Source organism: Pinisolibacter sp. DMC100 (genome assembly GCF_056313705.1).
In genome coordinates, this window is record NZ_JBQUZT010000003.1 from 402202 (window position 1) to 417346 (window position 15145).

Annotated in this window: 19 protein-coding genes; 9 read left to right on the plus strand and 10 right to left on the minus strand. The window is 68.8% G+C overall.

Going from position 1 to position 15145, the window contains the following annotated elements; all coding sequences use genetic code 11:
- Nucleotides 1-12: 12 nt before the first annotated feature.
- The 6 genes from ACT541_RS15020 to ACT541_RS15045 are packed head-to-tail and all read left to right on the plus strand — an operon-like array spanning nucleotide 13 to nucleotide 5079.
- Nucleotides 13-927: a branched-chain amino acid ABC transporter permease gene (locus ACT541_RS15020; protein WP_476137895.1), complete on the plus strand. Its 915-nt coding sequence runs from the start codon at nucleotides 13-15 to the stop codon at nucleotides 925-927.
- Entirely contained in the window at nucleotides 920-1939 is a 1020-nt protein-coding gene (locus tag ACT541_RS15025; protein WP_476137896.1) for a branched-chain amino acid ABC transporter permease, read from the plus strand. The genes ACT541_RS15020 and ACT541_RS15025 overlap by 8 nt, the downstream gene beginning before the upstream one ends.
- On the plus strand, nucleotides 1936-2688 hold the full coding sequence (locus ACT541_RS15030; protein ID WP_476137897.1) for an ABC transporter ATP-binding protein: 753 nt from the start codon (nucleotides 1936-1938) through the stop codon (nucleotides 2686-2688). Before ACT541_RS15025 ends, ACT541_RS15030 begins: the two co-directional genes overlap by 4 nt.
- A 2-nt stretch (nucleotides 2689-2690) precedes the next feature.
- Nucleotides 2691-3425: an ABC transporter ATP-binding protein gene (locus ACT541_RS15035; RefSeq protein WP_476137997.1), complete on the plus strand. Its 735-nt coding sequence runs from the start codon at nucleotides 2691-2693 to the stop codon at nucleotides 3423-3425.
- Entirely contained in the window at nucleotides 3422-3907 is a 486-nt protein-coding gene (locus ACT541_RS15040; protein ID WP_476137898.1) for an L-2-amino-thiazoline-4-carboxylic acid hydrolase, read from the plus strand. Before ACT541_RS15035 ends, ACT541_RS15040 begins: the two co-directional genes overlap by 4 nt.
- Nucleotides 3904-5079, plus strand: a complete 1176-nt coding sequence (locus tag ACT541_RS15045; protein ID WP_476137899.1) for a M20 aminoacylase family protein — start codon at nucleotides 3904-3906, stop codon at nucleotides 5077-5079. The genes ACT541_RS15040 and ACT541_RS15045 overlap by 4 nt, the downstream gene beginning before the upstream one ends.
- 236 nt (nucleotides 5080-5315) lie before the next feature.
- Here ACT541_RS15045 and ACT541_RS15050 read toward each other — a convergent pair whose 3' ends face one another.
- From ACT541_RS15050 to ACT541_RS15095, 10 genes are all read right to left on the minus strand, one after another.
- Nucleotides 5316-6773, minus strand: a complete 1458-nt coding sequence (locus ACT541_RS15050) for a heterodisulfide reductase-related iron-sulfur binding cluster (RefSeq protein WP_476137900.1) — start codon at nucleotides 6771-6773, stop codon at nucleotides 5316-5318.
- An 88-nt stretch (nucleotides 6774-6861) separates the two neighbouring features.
- The gene (locus ACT541_RS15055) at nucleotides 6862-7161 is read right to left on the minus strand and encodes a hypothetical protein (protein WP_476137901.1); all 300 of its coding nucleotides are present in this window, start codon (nucleotides 7159-7161) and stop codon (nucleotides 6862-6864) included.
- The gene (locus ACT541_RS15060; protein WP_476137902.1) at nucleotides 7158-7922 is read right to left on the minus strand and encodes a HesA/MoeB/ThiF family protein; all 765 of its coding nucleotides are present in this window, start codon (nucleotides 7920-7922) and stop codon (nucleotides 7158-7160) included. Before ACT541_RS15060 ends, ACT541_RS15055 begins: the two co-directional genes overlap by 4 nt.
- A gap of 3 nt (nucleotides 7923-7925) precedes the next feature.
- The gene (locus ACT541_RS15065) at nucleotides 7926-8150 is read right to left on the minus strand and encodes a MoaD/ThiS family protein (RefSeq protein WP_476137903.1); all 225 of its coding nucleotides are present in this window, start codon (nucleotides 8148-8150) and stop codon (nucleotides 7926-7928) included.
- 45 nt (nucleotides 8151-8195) lie between these two features.
- A complete protein-coding gene (locus ACT541_RS15070) occupies nucleotides 8196-9926 on the minus strand; it encodes an aldehyde ferredoxin oxidoreductase C-terminal domain-containing protein (protein ID WP_476137904.1) in 1731 nt (576 codons plus the stop codon).
- A 431-nt stretch (nucleotides 9927-10357) separates the two neighbouring features.
- Complete coding sequence (locus ACT541_RS15075) at nucleotides 10358-11095, minus strand: energy-coupling factor ABC transporter ATP-binding protein (protein ID WP_476137905.1); 738 nt, start codon at nucleotides 11093-11095, stop codon at nucleotides 10358-10360.
- The gene (gene cbiQ / locus ACT541_RS15080; RefSeq protein ID WP_476137906.1) at nucleotides 11092-11856 is read right to left on the minus strand and encodes a cobalt ECF transporter T component CbiQ; all 765 of its coding nucleotides are present in this window, start codon (nucleotides 11854-11856) and stop codon (nucleotides 11092-11094) included. Before cbiQ ends, ACT541_RS15075 begins: the two co-directional genes overlap by 4 nt.
- The gene (locus ACT541_RS15085) at nucleotides 11853-12512 is read right to left on the minus strand and encodes a cobalamin biosynthesis protein CbiM (protein ID WP_476137907.1); all 660 of its coding nucleotides are present in this window, start codon (nucleotides 12510-12512) and stop codon (nucleotides 11853-11855) included. Before ACT541_RS15085 ends, cbiQ begins: the two co-directional genes overlap by 4 nt.
- A gap of 1 nt (nucleotide 12513) precedes the next feature.
- The gene (gene cbiM, locus ACT541_RS15090; RefSeq protein WP_476137908.1) at nucleotides 12514-13134 is read right to left on the minus strand and encodes a cobalt transporter CbiM; all 621 of its coding nucleotides are present in this window, start codon (nucleotides 13132-13134) and stop codon (nucleotides 12514-12516) included.
- Between the two features lie 7 nt (nucleotides 13135-13141).
- Nucleotides 13142-13921, minus strand: coding sequence for a DUF4198 domain-containing protein (locus ACT541_RS15095; protein WP_476137909.1), 780 nt, complete (start codon nucleotides 13919-13921; stop codon nucleotides 13142-13144).
- A 327-nt stretch (nucleotides 13922-14248) separates the two neighbouring features.
- On the opposite strand from ACT541_RS15095, the gene ACT541_RS15100 reads away from it, so the two are divergent.
- The 3 genes from ACT541_RS15100 to ACT541_RS15110 all read left to right on the plus strand — a co-directional run bounded on the left by ACT541_RS15100 (nucleotide 14249) and on the right by ACT541_RS15110 (nucleotide 15137).
- Nucleotides 14249-14491: a hypothetical protein gene (locus tag ACT541_RS15100; RefSeq protein ID WP_476137910.1), complete on the plus strand. Its 243-nt coding sequence runs from the start codon at nucleotides 14249-14251 to the stop codon at nucleotides 14489-14491.
- A gap of 226 nt (nucleotides 14492-14717) precedes the next feature.
- Entirely contained in the window at nucleotides 14718-14963 is a 246-nt protein-coding gene (locus ACT541_RS15105; RefSeq protein ID WP_476137911.1) for a hypothetical protein, read from the plus strand.
- A gap of 45 nt (nucleotides 14964-15008) precedes the next feature.
- Nucleotides 15009-15137, plus strand: a complete 129-nt coding sequence (locus ACT541_RS15110; protein ID WP_476137912.1) for a hypothetical protein — start codon at nucleotides 15009-15011, stop codon at nucleotides 15135-15137.
- The last annotated feature ends 8 nt before the right edge of the window (nucleotides 15138-15145 follow it).

Here is a 15145-nt window from a genome sequence, read left to right on the forward strand (position 1 = left end):
GAGGGGCTCAGCGTGTTCGATCCCTATTATCTGCAACAATTGGCCATCGGCCTGTCACAGGGGGTGATCTACGCCCTGATGGCGATCGGTTTCACGCTGATCTTCGGTGTGCTCAACGTCGTGAACTTCGCCCATGGCGAGGTCTACACGATCGGTGCCTTCGTCGGCCTGATCGTCGTCACCGCCTTCGCGCCGCCGCTGGTCGTGGTGCTGCTGATCGTCATGGCGGTCGGCGCGGCGCTGGGCTTCGGGCTCGAACGCATCGCCTTCAAGCCGTTCCGCCGCTTCTCCGACGAGGCGTCGCTGAAGTCGCGGGCGATGCGGGAATCGACGCTGATGTCGTCGCTGGCGGTGTCGATCGTCGCCCGTGAGGGGCTCGAGATCGCCTTCGGCTCGCAGATGCAGACGCTGCCCTTCGCGGCGCTGATCAACAAGCCGATCGCGCTCGGTCCGGTCACCATCGTCACCGGCGACCTGATCATCCTCGCCGTCGCCGCGGTGATGCTCGGATCGCTGCAGTATCTCCTGACGCGGACTCGCGCCGGCCTCGCCATCCGCGCCGTCTCGGCCAATCCGCTCGGCGCCAAATACGTCGGCATCGACACCGACCGCACCATCCTCTTCACCTTCGCCATCGGCTCGGCGATGGGGGCGGCGGCCGGCATCCTGGTCGGGCTCTACTACGGCGCGATCTTCCCGGCGATGGGCTTCGTGCCCGGCATCAAGGCCTTCGTCGCCATGGTGATGGGCGGGCTGTCGTCGATCCCCGGCGCGGTGATCTGCGCGCTGCTGCTCGGTCTCTCCGAAGGCATCGCCACCACCTTCGTCTCGTCGAACTGGGCCGACATGGTCGCCTACGGCTTCCTCGTCGTCACCCTGATCTTCTTCCCGCAGGGGCTCTTCGGAGCGGGGAGGGAACGTGTCTGAGATCTCGAAAAAGATGTCGCGCTCGGCGCTCGTGCCGCTCGCGCTCGTCCTCCTCGTCTTCGCCGTCGCGCCCGCGAGCCTCGCCTATTTCGGCAAGGGCTACTTCTTCCAGGTCGCCAATCTGGTGCTGATCTTCGCGCTTCTCGCCGCGTCGCTGCATCTGGTGACCGGTGTCGGCGGACTGCTCCACCTCGGCCATGCCGCCTTCTACGGCATCGGCGCCTATGTCGCCGCGCTGATGGGCTCGGAGCTGAAGCTCGGCTTCCTCTGGGGCCTGCCGGCCGCCGGCCTCGTCGCGGGCCTGCTCGCCTTCGTGGTGGCACTGCCGACGATGCGGCTGGTGTCGATCTACTTCGCGGTGGCGACGCTCGCCATCGGGCAGATGATCAACACGGTGCTGCTCAACTGGGTCTCGGTCACCAAGGGTCCGAACGGGGTGATGCTGTTCTCCGGCATCAAGCTCTTCGGCTGGTCGGTGAAGGGCGGTCTGCCGGTCTACTTCGTGGTGGCGGTGGTGGTCGGCCTGTCGATCTGGGCGCTGCATCGCCTCACCCACTCCTACTGGGGCAATGCGCTCAGGGCGCTGCGCGAGGACGACCAGTGCGCCGACGCCATGGGCATCGACACGGTGCGCCTCAAGATCGAGGTCTTCACGCTGTCGGCCTTCTTCGCCGGTCTCGCCGGTGCGCTCTGGGCCTACACGACCGGCTACGTCTCGCCCGGCGACTTCAACTTCTCCAACTCGATCCTGATCCTGGCGATGGTCGTCGTCGGCGGTCTCGGTTCGCTGCCCGGGGCGATCGTCGGAGCCGTGCTCCTGATCCTCCTGCCGGAGGTGCTGCGCTCCCTCGGCGATCTGCGCAACGTGATGGTCGGCATCGTGATGTTCGTCTCCATCCTCTTCCTGCCGAAGGGTCTCTTCGGCGAGGTCCCCGCGCTCACCTTCGCCCGTCGGGCGCTGGGACGGCGGTGGGCGGCTGCACCGGGCGAACGGGAGGTCGGCTGGAAATGACGCTGGTCGAAATCGAAAACGTCACCCGTCGCTTCGGTGGCCTGGTCGCGGTCGATGCCGTCACCACGAAGGTCGAGGCGGGCGAACTGGTCGGTCTGATCGGTCCCAACGGGGCGGGCAAGACGACGCTGTTCAACCTGATCTCGGGCTTCACCACGCTGTCGGAAGGCGTCGTCCGCTTCAAGGGCGAGGAGATCCAGGGGCTGAAGCCCTATGTGATCGCCTCGCGCGGCATGTCGCGGACCTTCCAGAACCTGCGCGTCTTCCCCAACATGTCGGTCTTCGACAACGTCTCGGTCGGCGCCGTCGGCAAGACGGGGATGTCGGCGGGGCGTGCGGTGTTCGGCGGCGCGGGTCGCGCCGAGGCGATCTCCCAGGCGACCTGGGAGGCGCTGGAACGCGTCGGGCTGACCGACGTGGCGCAGGAACTCGCCGCCAACCTCTCCTACGGCAAGCGCAAGTATCTCGAGATCGCGCGGGCGCTCGCCATGAAGCCCGACTTCCTGATCCTCGACGAACCCGCCGCCGGCCTCAACGACAGCGAGACGGCGGAACTCGCCCGCTTCATCCGCTCGCTCAACGCCGACGGCCTCGCCGTCATGCTGGTCGAGCACGACATGAACCTCGTCATGAGCATCTGCTCCCGCGTCGTCGTCCTGGCGTCGGGGCGCAAGATCGCCGATGCCGAACCCGACGTGGTGCGCGCCGATCCGGCGGTGCTCGAAGCCTATCTGGGGGTCGAGGAATGAGCCTGCTCGAAATCCGCGGCCTGACCGTCACCATGGGCATCCAGGAGATCCTGCACGGTGTCGACCTCGACGTGCCGGAAAAGGGCATCGTCGCCGTGCTCGGCTCGAACGGCGTCGGCAAGACGACGCTGATGCGGGCGATCTCCGGCATCTATCGACCGAAGGCGGGGTCGATCCGCTTCCGGGGCGAGGAGATCTCGAAGCTGAAGAGCCACGAGATCGTCGCCCTCGGCCTCCTGCAGTCGCCGGAGGGCCGTCAGATCTTCTCGTCGATGAGCGTGCGGGAAAATCTGGTGCTCGGAGGCGGGCGGCACGGCACGAGCGAACTCGACCGCGTGCTGGCGCTCTTCCCCAAGCTCGGCGAGCGCATGGCGCAGACGGCGGGGTCGCTCTCGGGCGGCGAACAGCAGATGCTGTGCATCGCCCGGGCGCTGATGGCCAAGCCCTCGCTCCTCCTCCTCGACGAGCCGTCGCTCGGGCTTGCCCCGAAGTTCGTCAAGGGCATCTTCGATCTCGTGTCGCAGATCCGTGCCGAGGGGCTGTCGATCCTGATCGTCGAACAGAATGCGAAGGCTGCCCTGCGCATCGCCGATCGTGCGGCGGTGATGGAATCGGGCAAGATCGCGCTCGAAGGGGCCGCCGCCGAGCTCGCCGGCGATCCGCGCATCGTCGAGGCCTATCTCGGCGGCCATGTCCACCAACAGCCGGGGCCGACCGGCACGGGAGAGGGCGCATGAACCTGCCGATCATCGAACGTCGTCGCATCGAGGCCGAGATCCTCGGCCACGTCTATGCGGTGCTGAAGGCGCGCTCGGGTGAGGACGAGGCCAAGGCGGTGATCGGCGAGGCGGTGTCGCGCTCGGCGATCGAGCAGGGCGCGCGCTTCCGCGATGCGCTCGGCCGCGATCCCGACCTCTCCGACTTCGGCGCCATCCTGCCGAACTGGACGACCGGCGGCTCGCTCGAACTGGAGGTGCGCCACGCGAGCCCCGACCGGCTCGACTTCGACGTCACCCGCTGCCGTTACGCCGAGATGTACCGCGAGATGGGCCTGGGCGAGATCGGCCATCTGCTGTCGTGCAATCGCGACGGCGACTTCTGCGTCGGCTACAATCCGAAGATGGAGCTGACGCGCACCGAAACCATCATGGGCGGGGCGAAGCGCTGCGACTTCCGCTATCGCCTCGACACCGCGAAGCCCGAGGAGGATCGCCCGTGAACGCCCCCGTCACCCGTTTCTCCTGCGAAGAGATCGACGAGGCCGTCGCCTGGCGGCGCGAGCTGCACCAGATGCCGGAACTGGCCTTCCAGGAGCATCGCACCTCGGCCTTCGTCGCCGAGCGGCTCGCCTCCTTCGGCCTGAAGGTCACGACCGGCGTCGGCGGCACCGGCGTGGTGGCGACGCTCTCGCGCGGCACGTCGTCCCGCGCCATCGGCCTGCGCGCCGACATGGATGCGCTCGCCATCCACGAGGCGACGGGGCTGACCTACGCCTCCAAGAACGTCGGGCGGATGCATGCCTGCGGCCACGACGGCCACACCGCCATGCTGCTCGCCGCGGCGCGGTCTCTGTCGAAGAGCACGACGCTCGACGGCACCGTGCATTTCGTCTTCCAGCCGGCCGAGGAGAACGAGGGCGGCGCCGAGAAGATGATCGCGGACGGGCTCTTCGAGCGCTTCCCCGTGGAGGCGATCTTCGGCATGCACAACTGGCCGGCGCTGCCGGTCGGGCGCGCCGGGCTGACGACCGGTCCGATGATGGCGGCCTTCGGCATCTTCGAGATCGAGGTGAAGGGCCGCGGCGCCCACGGCGCCATGCCGCACCAGGGGGCGGATCCGGTCGCGGCGGTGTTCCAGATAGGCTCGGCGCTCCAGACCATCGCCTCGCGCAACGTCTCGCCGATGTCTTCCGCCGTCGTCTCGGTCACGACGGTGCACGGCGGCGACGCCTGGAACGTCATTCCCGACGCCTGCCGCATGTCCGGCACGGTGCGCTGGTTCGCGCCCGAGATCGGCGACGTGATCGAGACGCGGCTGAAGGCGATCGTCCACGGCATCGCCGAGGCGATGGGCTGCACCGCCACGATCGACTATCAGCGCCGCTATCCCGCGACCATCAACGACGCGACGGAGGCCCGCTTCGTCCAGGGCGTCATCCGCGGCATGGCGCCGACGCTGGTGCTCGAGGAAGACATCGAGCCGAGCATGGGGGCGGAGGACTTCGCCTTCATGCTGCTCGAGAAGCCCGGCGCCTATGTCTGGGTCGGGCAGGGCAGAGGGACGGGCGACGCCGGTCTCCACTCGCCGCGCTACGACTTCAACGACGCGGCGCTGCCGATCGGTGCGGACCTCTGGGCGCGCATCGCCGAGGCGCGGCTCGCGGGGGCGTGAAGGTCGGACGGGTCTCTCGAACCGATCGGATGGTGCGGAGGCCCTTCATCCTGAGGTGCCCGGCAGAGCCGGGCCTCGAAGGGCGAAGGGCCGAGTGACACCGCCCGTCGTGGCTTCGTGCTTCGAGGCCCGACCTTTCGGCCGGGCACCTCAGCATGAAGCCGAACAGGGTGAAGGTCCGAGACGTCTCGCCATGAGCACGAAGCCGCGGCGCCGCGGCGCCGGGCGCATTCGCCTCACGCCTTCTCGCCTGCCTTCTCCGCCGCATAGGCGGCGGCGAGGATCTCGACCGGGTGGCTCACCGGGATCGGCTGCATCTGGTTGAACTGGACGCGGCAGCCGAGGCATTCGGTGACGACGCGGTCGGGGTTCGCGGCCGTCGTCCGTGCCATCAGCCCGCGCCCCATGGCGAGCGAGGCGTGGTGGAAGGTCTTCTTGAAGCCCATGATGCCGCCGAGGCCGCAGCAGTCGTCGGCGCGACCCACCGTCTCGACCGCGGCGCCGGGCATCTCGGCGAGAAGCTCGGCCCAGGGCCGGCCCATGTCCTGTTCGCGCAGGTGGCAGGGCGGGAAATAGCCGAGCCTCTCCTGCGGAATGCCGTCGACCGGCTTCAGAGCGCCCTCGGCCGCCAGCGCGCGCAGATACTCGCCGAGCTCCCAGGTGTGGGAGGCGACGGCGATGCGCAGGTTGGCGTCGATGTCGGAGAAGTAACCGTCGTCGATGCCTTCGCCGGCATGTTCGTGGACGGCGATGTGGTTGACCACCCAGGTCTCGTGGAAGTCGGCGGCGGCCGAGCCGGCGCGGCCGGTCGGCGCCAGCGTCTCGGCGATCAGACGCTCGCGGACGCGTGCGACGTTCCCGCCTTCCTCCGCCAGCATGGCGACGATCTTGGCGCGACGTTCCGGCGCGAAGCGCGCGCCGCGCGCCAGCGCCGTCTTGAAGGCGAAGCTGCAGGTCGGACAGGCGGTGACGACGTCGTAGCCCCGGTCGATCGCATCGGAGAGGACCGCGAGATTGTGCCCGGCGAGTTCGTAGGTGAAGGGCCGGTCGCCCTCGAGATAGGTCGGCATGCCGCAGCATTCCTGCGGCGGAACCCAGACGCCGATGCCGTTGGCGCGCAGCACCGCGACGGTGGCGATGGCGACTTCCGGGAAGTAGTGGCGCGCGGTGCAGCCGACGAAATAGGCGACCTTGCGGCCCTCGCCCTCGACATGGGCGGTGAGGCCCTCGCGCTTGGCCCAGGCGTCGAAGCTCTCCTTGGGGATCTTCGGCATCTGCCGTTCGGGATGGATGCCGAAGGCGCTCTTCAGCCAGCCGGCGACCGGCTCGGTCCTCATCAGCGCGTTGGCGACGCTCGGCATGGTGCCGCAGAGGCGACCGACGAGGCGGACGTTCTCGACCAGACGGACGCCGAGGGGCATGCCGTCGCGGGCGACGAAGGCGTCCTTGGACTCGCGGATACGGGTCTGGATCGGCGCGCAGGGGCATTGGCCGCAGGAGTTGCACAGGTCGATCAGATCGAGCAGTTCGCGGCTGGTCGGCGCCTCGCCGCCGGCCGTCTTGCGGTCGGCCAGCATGTAGAGCCGCGGGAAGAACTGGCAGGGAGCCTCGCCGAGCAGCTCGCGGCACTGGTCGCAGTTGGCGCAGATGTCGAGCACGTCGAGGGCGATGTCTTCGGGCGTTTCCGTCTTCATGGTTCTTGCTTTCTTGCGGACATGGTCTCGTCGATCGCGGCCTTTCGGGCAGCGTCGCGTCTTCGGGGCGTCGGGGCGGGGCGATGTCTCAGGTCGCCGGTTTCTGCCAGATCCCCAGGCTGTAGCGGTGCGGGCCGGGGACGCCGGGCGGCACCAGCGCGACGCGGTCGCCGGGGTTGATCACCGCCGCCGCCACGCCATGAGCGAAGTGGTTGACGAAGAGGCATTCGACGGCGGCCTCGTCGACGTCGAGGAGGCGCAGCAGCGTCGGCCCGTCGATCGGCGCCGCGAGCGGCAGGCGATGGGGCGAGGCCCAGCCGCGGGCGCGGAAGAGGGTCGCCAGATCCATGAAGCCGACCACGTCTACGGCGCCGGAGGCCTCGGTCATGGCGGGCCTCCGTCGTCGTCGCCGCGTTCGTAGTCGATCATGTCGAAGCTCATGTCGCGCAGGTCGACGTTGAGCATCCGCCGGATCAGCGGTTCGCCGATGCCGGCGACGAGTTTCAACACCTCGGTGGCGGCGAGCGTGCCGAGGACGCCGGGCACGACGCCGAGGATGCCGACCTCGGCGCAGGTCTGCATGCGGCCCTCGGCCGGGCGGCGCAGCACGTCGGTGAGGGCGGGGTTGGCGCGGCCGTCGGGGCCGATCTCCCACGGCTTCAGGACGGTGACCCAGCCGTAGAAGGTGAGGACGCCGGCGGTGACGAGGGGCTTGCGGGCGGCCTCGCAGGCGTCGGCGACCAGGAAGCGGGTCTCGAAATTGTCGACGCCGTCGACCACCAGGTCGAAGGCGCCGACGATCTCGGTGACGTTGGTGGCGTCGAGCCGGGCAGGGAAGATCTCGACGCGGACATGCGGATTGATGCGGGCGATCGCCTCGGCGGCACTCTCGACCTTGAGCCGTCCGACGTCGGCCGTGCGATGGACGACCTGACGCTGGAGGTTGGAGAGCGAGACGCGGTCGTCGTCGACGATGCCGATGGTGCCGATGCCGGCGGCGGCGAGATAGAGCAGGACCGGCGATCCCAGACCGCCGGCTCCGACCACCAGGACACGCGCGGCCTTGAAGCTCTGCTGTCCCGGTCCGCCGACGTCACGCAGCACGATGTGGCGGGCGTAGCGCTCGGTCTCGTCGGCTTCGAAGCCCATGGCCTAGCCTCCGCCGACCAGCGGGAAGATCGCCAGGGCTTCGCCCGGCTGAAGCACCCGGTCGGGTTCGACGTGGCGTCCGCGCACGAACAGGGTGCCGACCTCCTCCTCCTCGATGTCGAGGGACTTCAGGATGTCGGCCACCGTCGTGCCTTCGGCCACGTCGCGCTCGGCGACCCGAAAACGCCCCTGCCGGAACGTCGCGAACAGTTTGATCGTGATCATCATGCCCGTGTTGCTCCGGCAGGGGTAAGTCGTCAGCGCATTCCTCCCTCAGAAGCTCCAGAAGGAAGCGAGCTCTTTGGGATTCATGTCCCACGTGACGTTGTGGGGCGTGAGCGGCTCGAGTTCGAAGAACTCGGGCAGACGATCGGTCTCCGGCCCGAGGCCGGCGGCCAGGTTGAACTCGTGCTCGACCTTGAGCACGTGCTTGCCGAGAGCCACGACGTCGTCGCCGGTGAGGGCGATGCCGTAGCGGGCGTTCAGCATGTCGACCACCGAGGCGAGGCAGGACGGGATGTCCAGCGCCGGGAAGGCGATGAACAGGCAGAGGCCCGTCGAGTCGACCGCCGCCGTGGCGATCTGCAGGTTGCGGGACAGTTCGACCTGACCCTCGTTCTGCAGCGGATCGACCTTGCCGCCGACATTCAGGATGTTGGTGGCGATGGCGTAGCCGGCCGTGTGGTCGGCACCCTGGGTGGTGGTCGCGTAGGTGACGCCGATGCCCTTGATCGAGCGCGGGTCGTAGGCCGGGATCGCCTGGTTCTTGACGACCGGGATGCGGGTGAGGCCGAAGGCACGGCCGACCGCACCGGTGCCGGCGCCGAGCAGGCGGCCGAGCGGGGTGGCCTTGGCGATGTCTTCGCGCAGGATCTGGAGCATGCGCTTGCCGTCGCCCCAGGGCAGGACACCGGCTTCCATCGCCACGGCGAACATCACCGGGGTTTCGATCGAGTCGACACCGAGGTCGTCGAAGACGTTGTCGATCTCGGCGCAGACGTCGAGGTCGGTGATCATGCCGTCGGCGCCGAGGGCCCAGAGGGTCTCGTACTCGAAGCCGGAGGTCAGGTACTTGCCGTCCTTGTCGTGATAGACCTGCGAGCACTGGATCTGGCAGCCCGGCGAGCAGGGATGGCTCGGCTCGCCGCCGCGGGCGACGATGCGGTCGTACATCTCTTCACCGGAGATGGCGTCGTGATGCTCGCACTGGCCGGCGGTGAAGTTCTTGGTCGGCAGGCCGCCGGCCTCGTTGATGATGTTCACCAGAACCGCGGTGCCGTACTTCTTCAGGCCCTGGCCGGAGACCGGATGGTCCTGCAGGGTCTTGGTGAAGGTGCGGTTGGCTTCCTTGAACTTGGCGTTGTCGGAGATCGGAAGGTTGGAGACGCCTTCCGGATTAATGGCGATGTACTTGACCTTCTTCGATCCCATGACGGCGCCGAGGCCGCCGCGGCCGAAGCTGCGGATCTTGCCCTCGGGGTCCTTCACCGAGATGTTGGAGATCGCCATCAGGTGTTCGCCGGCCTGACCGAGCGTGATCACGCCGTAGTCCTCACCGTAACGCTCGGCGACCTTCTCGACGACCGCGAAGGTGCCGATGCCGAGGGTCTCGGTCTCGGGTACGAACTGGACGCTGTCCTTGCCGATGATCAGCGAGTACCAGGTGTCGCCGGCCGGCTGGCCTTCGACGATGATCGCCTTGAAGCCCAGACGCGCGATGATGCGCGAGGAGGTGCCGCCGGCGGAGCTCTCCTTGATGCCGCCCGTCAGCGGGCTCTTGGCGCCGCAGGAGAAGCGGCCGGCGTTCGAGGCCGCCGTGCCCGACAGGAGACCGGGCGCGAAGACCAGCTTGTTGTTCGGACCGAGCGCGTGGCAGGTCGGCGGGACTTCGGCGGCGACGATGGTCGACGTCAGAGCGCGGCCGCCCAGGCCGGCCCAGGCCTCGGGAACCGGACCGATCGCGTAGGTCAGATCGGTCATGTTGATGCGAAGAATCTTGTCCATGTCGGACTCCCGTCTCGGCTTGCCCATCGAGGGTTCGATCTTTTCCACGTCGACCCGACGTGGTGCGTCCCTCGGATGCCCGGATTCAATCCCGTCGGGCTCCGAAAGGTAATTCGCACGATCTACTATTATGTCTGAGCGAGCATAACCCGTTCTGGTAAATCATCGATCGGGAACGTCTCGAGGTGGTGAATGGACGGTTCGACGACTTCTCGGAATCGGCTTTTGCGAGAGTCGCGATCAGTTTTGCGACTGCTTTCGGCATTTCTGTCGCAGGCTGCGACACTTTCCGTCGCACGAGGCGATCGTGCGCCAGAGTGTCACGGGGAATGCGCATCGTCTTGGCCGAATGTGCCGCGCGGGGCGTGCGGATGCGGCCGAAAACGCGGCGAAAAGGCCGCTCGGCGGGGGAGGGAGACGTCGCGCGCGGGTCAGCCGTCGCTGTCGTGACGGTGCTCGTGCTCGTCGTCGACGCCGTGGATGTGGACGTGATCGTGGACGTGGACGTGGCGATGGAGCGCCGCGGGTGCGAGTCGCCCGTCCTTCAGCGCCACGGCACGGGTGGCGTGGTGCTCGAGGAAGTGACGGTCGTGGCTGACGATCACCATGGCGACGTCGAGGCTCGCCAGGATCCCGGAGAGCCGCGCCAGATGGGTCTCGTCGAGGGCGTTGGTCGGCTCGTCGAGGAGGAGGGCGCGCGGCTCCATCGCCAGCACGCCGGCGAGGCTGACGAGGCGCTTCTCGCCGCCCGAGAGCCGATGGGTGATGCGGCGCGCGAGATGGGCGAGCGACAGGCGCTCCAACGTCGCCTCCGCGCGGGCGGTCGCCTCGCGCGGGGAAAGGCCGAGGTTGAGCGGGCCGAAGGCGACGTCTTCGATCACCGTCGGCGAGAAGAGCTGGTCGTCGGGATCCTGGAAGAGATAGCCGGCGCGGGCGCGGACCTCGCGGAAGTCCTTCTCGACCTTGCGTTCTGCCCCGAAGGCGACGATCCGGCCCTCGATCGGCCGTTCGAGCCCGACGAGGGTTCGGAGCAGCGTCGTCTTGCCGGCGCCGTTCGCCCCGATCAGCGCCAGGCGCTCGCCCGGCTCGAGACGGAGGCTCACGCGGTCGAGCACGCGGCGGCCGGCGCGTTCGACGGTGACGTCGGCGAGATCGAAGAGAGCGGTCAAATCAGTCGGTCCACCAGGATGGCGAGCGCGAGGCCGAACGCGAGCCCGGCGGCGAAGATCGCATCATAGGCGGAGACGCGCTCCTCCGCGACCAGGGCGAAGCGGCCGGCGAAGGCGCGGCAGCGCATCGCCTCGTCGACCCGTTCGGCGCGCTCGAAGGCACGCACCAGCAGTTGGCCGACGAAATGGCCGAGCGTCGACAGGCCGTGGCGCGAGGTGGTGGCGCGGAAGGCGCGGGCGCGCAGCGCGTCGTGGAGGCGGCGGGCCTCCTCGCGCACCAGCGCCACCCAGCGGGCGGTGAAGAGGAGCACGTGGACGAGCTTCTCCGGCACGCCCATCCGCGCCAGCGCATGGCCGAGGCGGACGGGCTCGAGCCCGGCGACGAGGATCAGGATCGCCGTGGCGGCGAGATTGACCCGGAGCAGGATCAGGATCGCCCGGTCGAGGCCCGGGCGGGAGAGCTCGATCGGGCCGATCGTCGCCCAGGTCGGTCCCGGCACGGTCAGCGGCAAGAGGATTGCGAGGACGATCAGGAAGCCCTCGACATGGGCGAGGCGGGCGGCGAGATCGCGCAGCGTCACGCCACAGGCGAGTGCCGCGACGAGCGCCACGGGCAGCAGGCCGGCGAGGACGAGCGGCGAGCGGATCGCCAGCAGGGCGACGACGGTCGCCAGCGTCGCGACGATGCGGACGCGGGCGTCGAGCCTGTCGAGGACGGGGCGGGCATCGGCCTCGCAGCCGCAGAAGACGGCGTCGCTCATGCCGGCCCTCCGTCGCGACGTCGGCGTGACGTCGCCCACAGGCCGGCCCCGGCGAGGCCGACGATCATGCCGATGCCGCCCATCACGTCGTTGAGGCGGACGCGGCCCTCGGCTTGGGTCTGGGCCTCGATCAGTGGGCGGAGCTGGCGGGCTACGGCCTTGTCGACCTGCGCCTCGACGAGCTTCGACAGCGCTGCCGGATCGATCGGCGCCGGGCAGGCGAGGGTGGGGGCGGAGGCCGTGGCGATCGGGCTCGCGGCCGGAGCGGCGGGTGCCGGCGCGGCGGGCATCTCGGAGGCCACGGCCGCCACGGCGCCCAGCCGATCGGCGGCGATCGTGCCTTCGATCCAGTGGCCGTCGCCGGCGTCGACGGTGACGGCGTAGTCGGCGGCGACGCTCGGGCGCCAACGGAAGTTGCCCTGATCGTCGGTCCTGCCGCGGAAGACTTCCGCGCCCTTGGCGTCCTTGACGACGAAGTCGACGCCCTCGGGCCGGCCGCCGCCGATGAAGAAGGCATAGCCGGAGATCTCGCCGTCCTCCGCCGTCACGAACATCTTGAGGCGATGGGCCTCGGCGCTGCCCGCCGCCGTGAAGACCACGGCGAGCGCCACGGCGAGGGCGGCGAGGGGGCGGCGGAGGGCGGTCGTCGGGTTCATCTCAGATCTCCCGAACCGGGGGAAGGCCGAGCACCTCGGGCTTCACCTTGGCGAGGTAGGCGACGACGAAGCCGGTGACGACCGCCTCGGTGAGCGCCAGCGGGACGTAGGTCAGGGCGACGATGCGCAGGCTCGGCAGGTAGTCGGCCGAGGACAGCGCCAGCGCCAGCGACACGCAGCCGGCGGTGCCGATCACCGCCAGCGCCGCGACGCCGCCGCCGATCGCGGCGACCCGCGCCGGCGAGGCCGACGCCAGCCAGGGCCGCGCCAGCACGCCGAGGATCACGCCGGGAAAGGCGATGTCGACGACGTCGACGCCGAGCGAGGTCAGGCCGCCGAAGCCGAACAGCACCGCCTGGAGGAGCAGGCCGACGAAGACGGCCGGGATTGCCCGGGTGCCGAGCACCAGCCCCATCAGGCCGGAGAGCAGCAGATGGATGCTCGACGGGCCGAGCGGCACCGCCACCAGCGAGGCGGTGAAGAAGACGGCGGCGAGGATCGCCGTCTTCGGAATGTCGGCCTCGTCGAGGCGGCGCAGACCGAGGGCCAGCCCCCCGACGGCGAGCACGGCGCCGCCGATCAGAACGGGTGCGGAGAGGACGCCGTCGGGGATGTGGGCCATGGGTGTCTCACTTCGCCGGGGCGGGGGCGGCGGCGCCCATGTCGGTCGCCTTCACCCAGATCAGGCCACCGAGTTCGGTCTTGGCGGCCTCGCCCTTCGGGCCCTTGGCGTCGGGGCCGTCGACCAGGGCGGCGAAGCCCCACCAGCCGGCGCGCGGCATGGCATAGGCGAAGACGCCGGCGGCATCGGCCTTGACCACCTGGGTGACGAAGGCCTCGTTCGGCGCCTTGACCGAGCCGTCGTTCGCCCATTCGACCTCGACCTCGGCGAAGGGAACCGGCTTGCCCTCGGCGCGGACGAGGCCGCGGAAGAGGTTGCCGGTCCACAGGCCGGTCGGACGCGACAGCGGCTCGATCTCGACGGGCAGGCCGACCGGTGTCGCCCAGCCCTCGCCCGAGGCGAAGCCGTCGACGATCACCTTGGCGTAGTGGACGATCCACTTCTTCTCGGCCTGTTCCCAATAGGGCTGCGGCTCGACGAAGAAGATCGCCGCGCCCGGCTTGTCGAGCTTCGAGGAGATCGTCCAGGTCGTCTTGCCGTCGATCTTCTTCTCGGCGAGGGCGGCGGCGAGATCGGTCGTCTTGTCCTGGTAGACGACGCCGACACGCTTCGGCTTGGCCATTTCCATGACCGGCCCGCGCTCCATCGGATGGGTGAAGACCAGATCGAGCTTCACCTCGCCGCCGTCCGACAGCACGTCGGCGGAGGGGATGATCTCCTGGAAATGCGCGAGGGCCGGCGCCGTGGCGAGGACGAGCAGGGCGGGGGCGGCGAAGAGGCGACGCATCGGGTTTCTCCGAGTTCGAGGTCACGATAGGAGGAATTTAGATATTTGTCATACGCAAAATGCCGCGGGCGGGACCCTTCCATGGGCGCGGTGGATGGCGGCACCGATCCGCGTGGCGGTGTGGGCCGGAGACGGGCGAGGTGACGAGGCGCCGGGGGGGGCATCGATGGATCGGAGATGCCGCCGGTCTGTCGTCACGAAATATGATTAAATATAAAAAACATCTTATCTCACGTTTCGGCAATGCGTCATTTGCGCCGATGGTCGTCGGTCGTTCGTGGGGCGTCCGCCGGTGGGACCTTCGAGGCGGCCTCCCGGCTCGGCGGGATGGTCGACCGCCCCGCGCCGGACGAGGTGCACCGCCTGTCCGATCTCGCCGTAGGCGGCGGTGAAGATCGTCGGCGTGCCGACGAACGAACCGGACCTGGCGGGCGTCGTCCGCTCGTTCGGCGGTTCGAGGATCGCCGTCGATGGAACCGCAACGCCGATGGCGAGTTTCTACCGGGAACCAACGACATGCGTTGGATCCTGCGCGAGACACCGGCCCGGTTCGATGAAGATGTGGAGTGAACGGTTTCGGATCGCAGGTGTCGGCGACGGACGTCGCGGGCACGGCGCGACACGCCTTCTCGGCTTCCCGCCCCCGGGAAGCCGCCGCGCAGAGGTGCCCGTTCCACGGGGGCCTCTCGCCCGGTGCCGAGCCGAGAACCGGTCGCCACGGAGCGGTCGCGCTGCCCCGGCGAGGACCGGGCCGCCGGGGGCAGGGACCATTTTTCGACCATGAAGGAGGCAGACGATGAACGAGACGCTGACCGACAGACTGAGGACTCTCGTGGGTGAGGACACCGACGTGATGCTCGACGATCCGCTCCGTCCGACCATCGTGAACTTCGATCGCGTCGATCGGATCGCCGAGCCGCTGGTGCGCGATGCGATCCATCGTGTTCGTTCGGAGTTTCCGGAAGAGACCGGGGCGATCGAGACCGTGTTCGTCAGCTTTCGCGATGGACGAGACCGGACCCGCCGTCGTGTCCACGTCTGACGTCGGTGGGCGGGTCGGGAACGTCCAACGACGAGGGTCGACGTCATGACGAAGAGAGACGACGGGCGGCGGGAAAAAAAGGAGCCGCTCGACGCGAAAGCCTTTCTCCCACCGGCCTATTTCGTCGGTGCGGTCCTGTTCTTCCTGTTGGCACTGCTGGCGACATTTCTGTGACGAGGGTC

Bases quoted from the DNA above. Each gene is read 5' to 3' on its own strand.
- ACT541_RS15030 (WP_476137897.1), top strand. From the start codon at position 1,936: ATGACGCTGGTCGAAATCGAAAACGTCACCCGTCGCTTCGGTGGCCTG.
- ACT541_RS15040 (WP_476137898.1), top strand. From the start codon at position 3,422: ATGAACCTGCCGATCATCGAACGTCGTCGCATCGAGGCCGAGATCCTC.
- ACT541_RS15050 (WP_476137900.1), bottom strand. From the start codon at position 6,773: ATGAAGACGGAAACGCCCGAAGACATCGCCCTCGACGTGCTCGACATC.
- ACT541_RS15055 (WP_476137901.1), bottom strand. From the start codon at position 7,161: ATGACCGAGGCCTCCGGCGCCGTAGACGTGGTCGGCTTCATGGATCTG.
- ACT541_RS15060 (WP_476137902.1), bottom strand. From the start codon at position 7,922: ATGGGCTTCGAAGCCGACGAGACCGAGCGCTACGCCCGCCACATCGTG.
- ACT541_RS15065 (WP_476137903.1), bottom strand. From the start codon at position 8,150: ATGATGATCACGATCAAACTGTTCGCGACGTTCCGGCAGGGGCGTTTT.
- ACT541_RS15070 (WP_476137904.1), bottom strand. From the start codon at position 9,926: ATGGACAAGATTCTTCGCATCAACATGACCGATCTGACCTACGCGATC.
- cbiQ (WP_476137906.1), bottom strand. From the start codon at position 11,856: ATGAGCGACGCCGTCTTCTGCGGCTGCGAGGCCGATGCCCGCCCCGTC.
- ACT541_RS15085 (WP_476137907.1), bottom strand. From the start codon at position 12,512: ATGAACCCGACGACCGCCCTCCGCCGCCCCCTCGCCGCCCTCGCCGTG.
- cbiM (WP_476137908.1), bottom strand. From the start codon at position 13,134: ATGGCCCACATCCCCGACGGCGTCCTCTCCGCACCCGTTCTGATCGGC.
- ACT541_RS15095 (WP_476137909.1), bottom strand. From the start codon at position 13,921: ATGCGTCGCCTCTTCGCCGCCCCCGCCCTGCTCGTCCTCGCCACGGCG.
- ACT541_RS15100 (WP_476137910.1), top strand. From the start codon at position 14,249: ATGGTCGACCGCCCCGCGCCGGACGAGGTGCACCGCCTGTCCGATCTC.
- ACT541_RS15105 (WP_476137911.1), top strand. From the start codon at position 14,718: ATGAACGAGACGCTGACCGACAGACTGAGGACTCTCGTGGGTGAGGAC.
- ACT541_RS15110 (WP_476137912.1), top strand. From the start codon at position 15,009: ATGACGAAGAGAGACGACGGGCGGCGGGAAAAAAAGGAGCCGCTCGAC.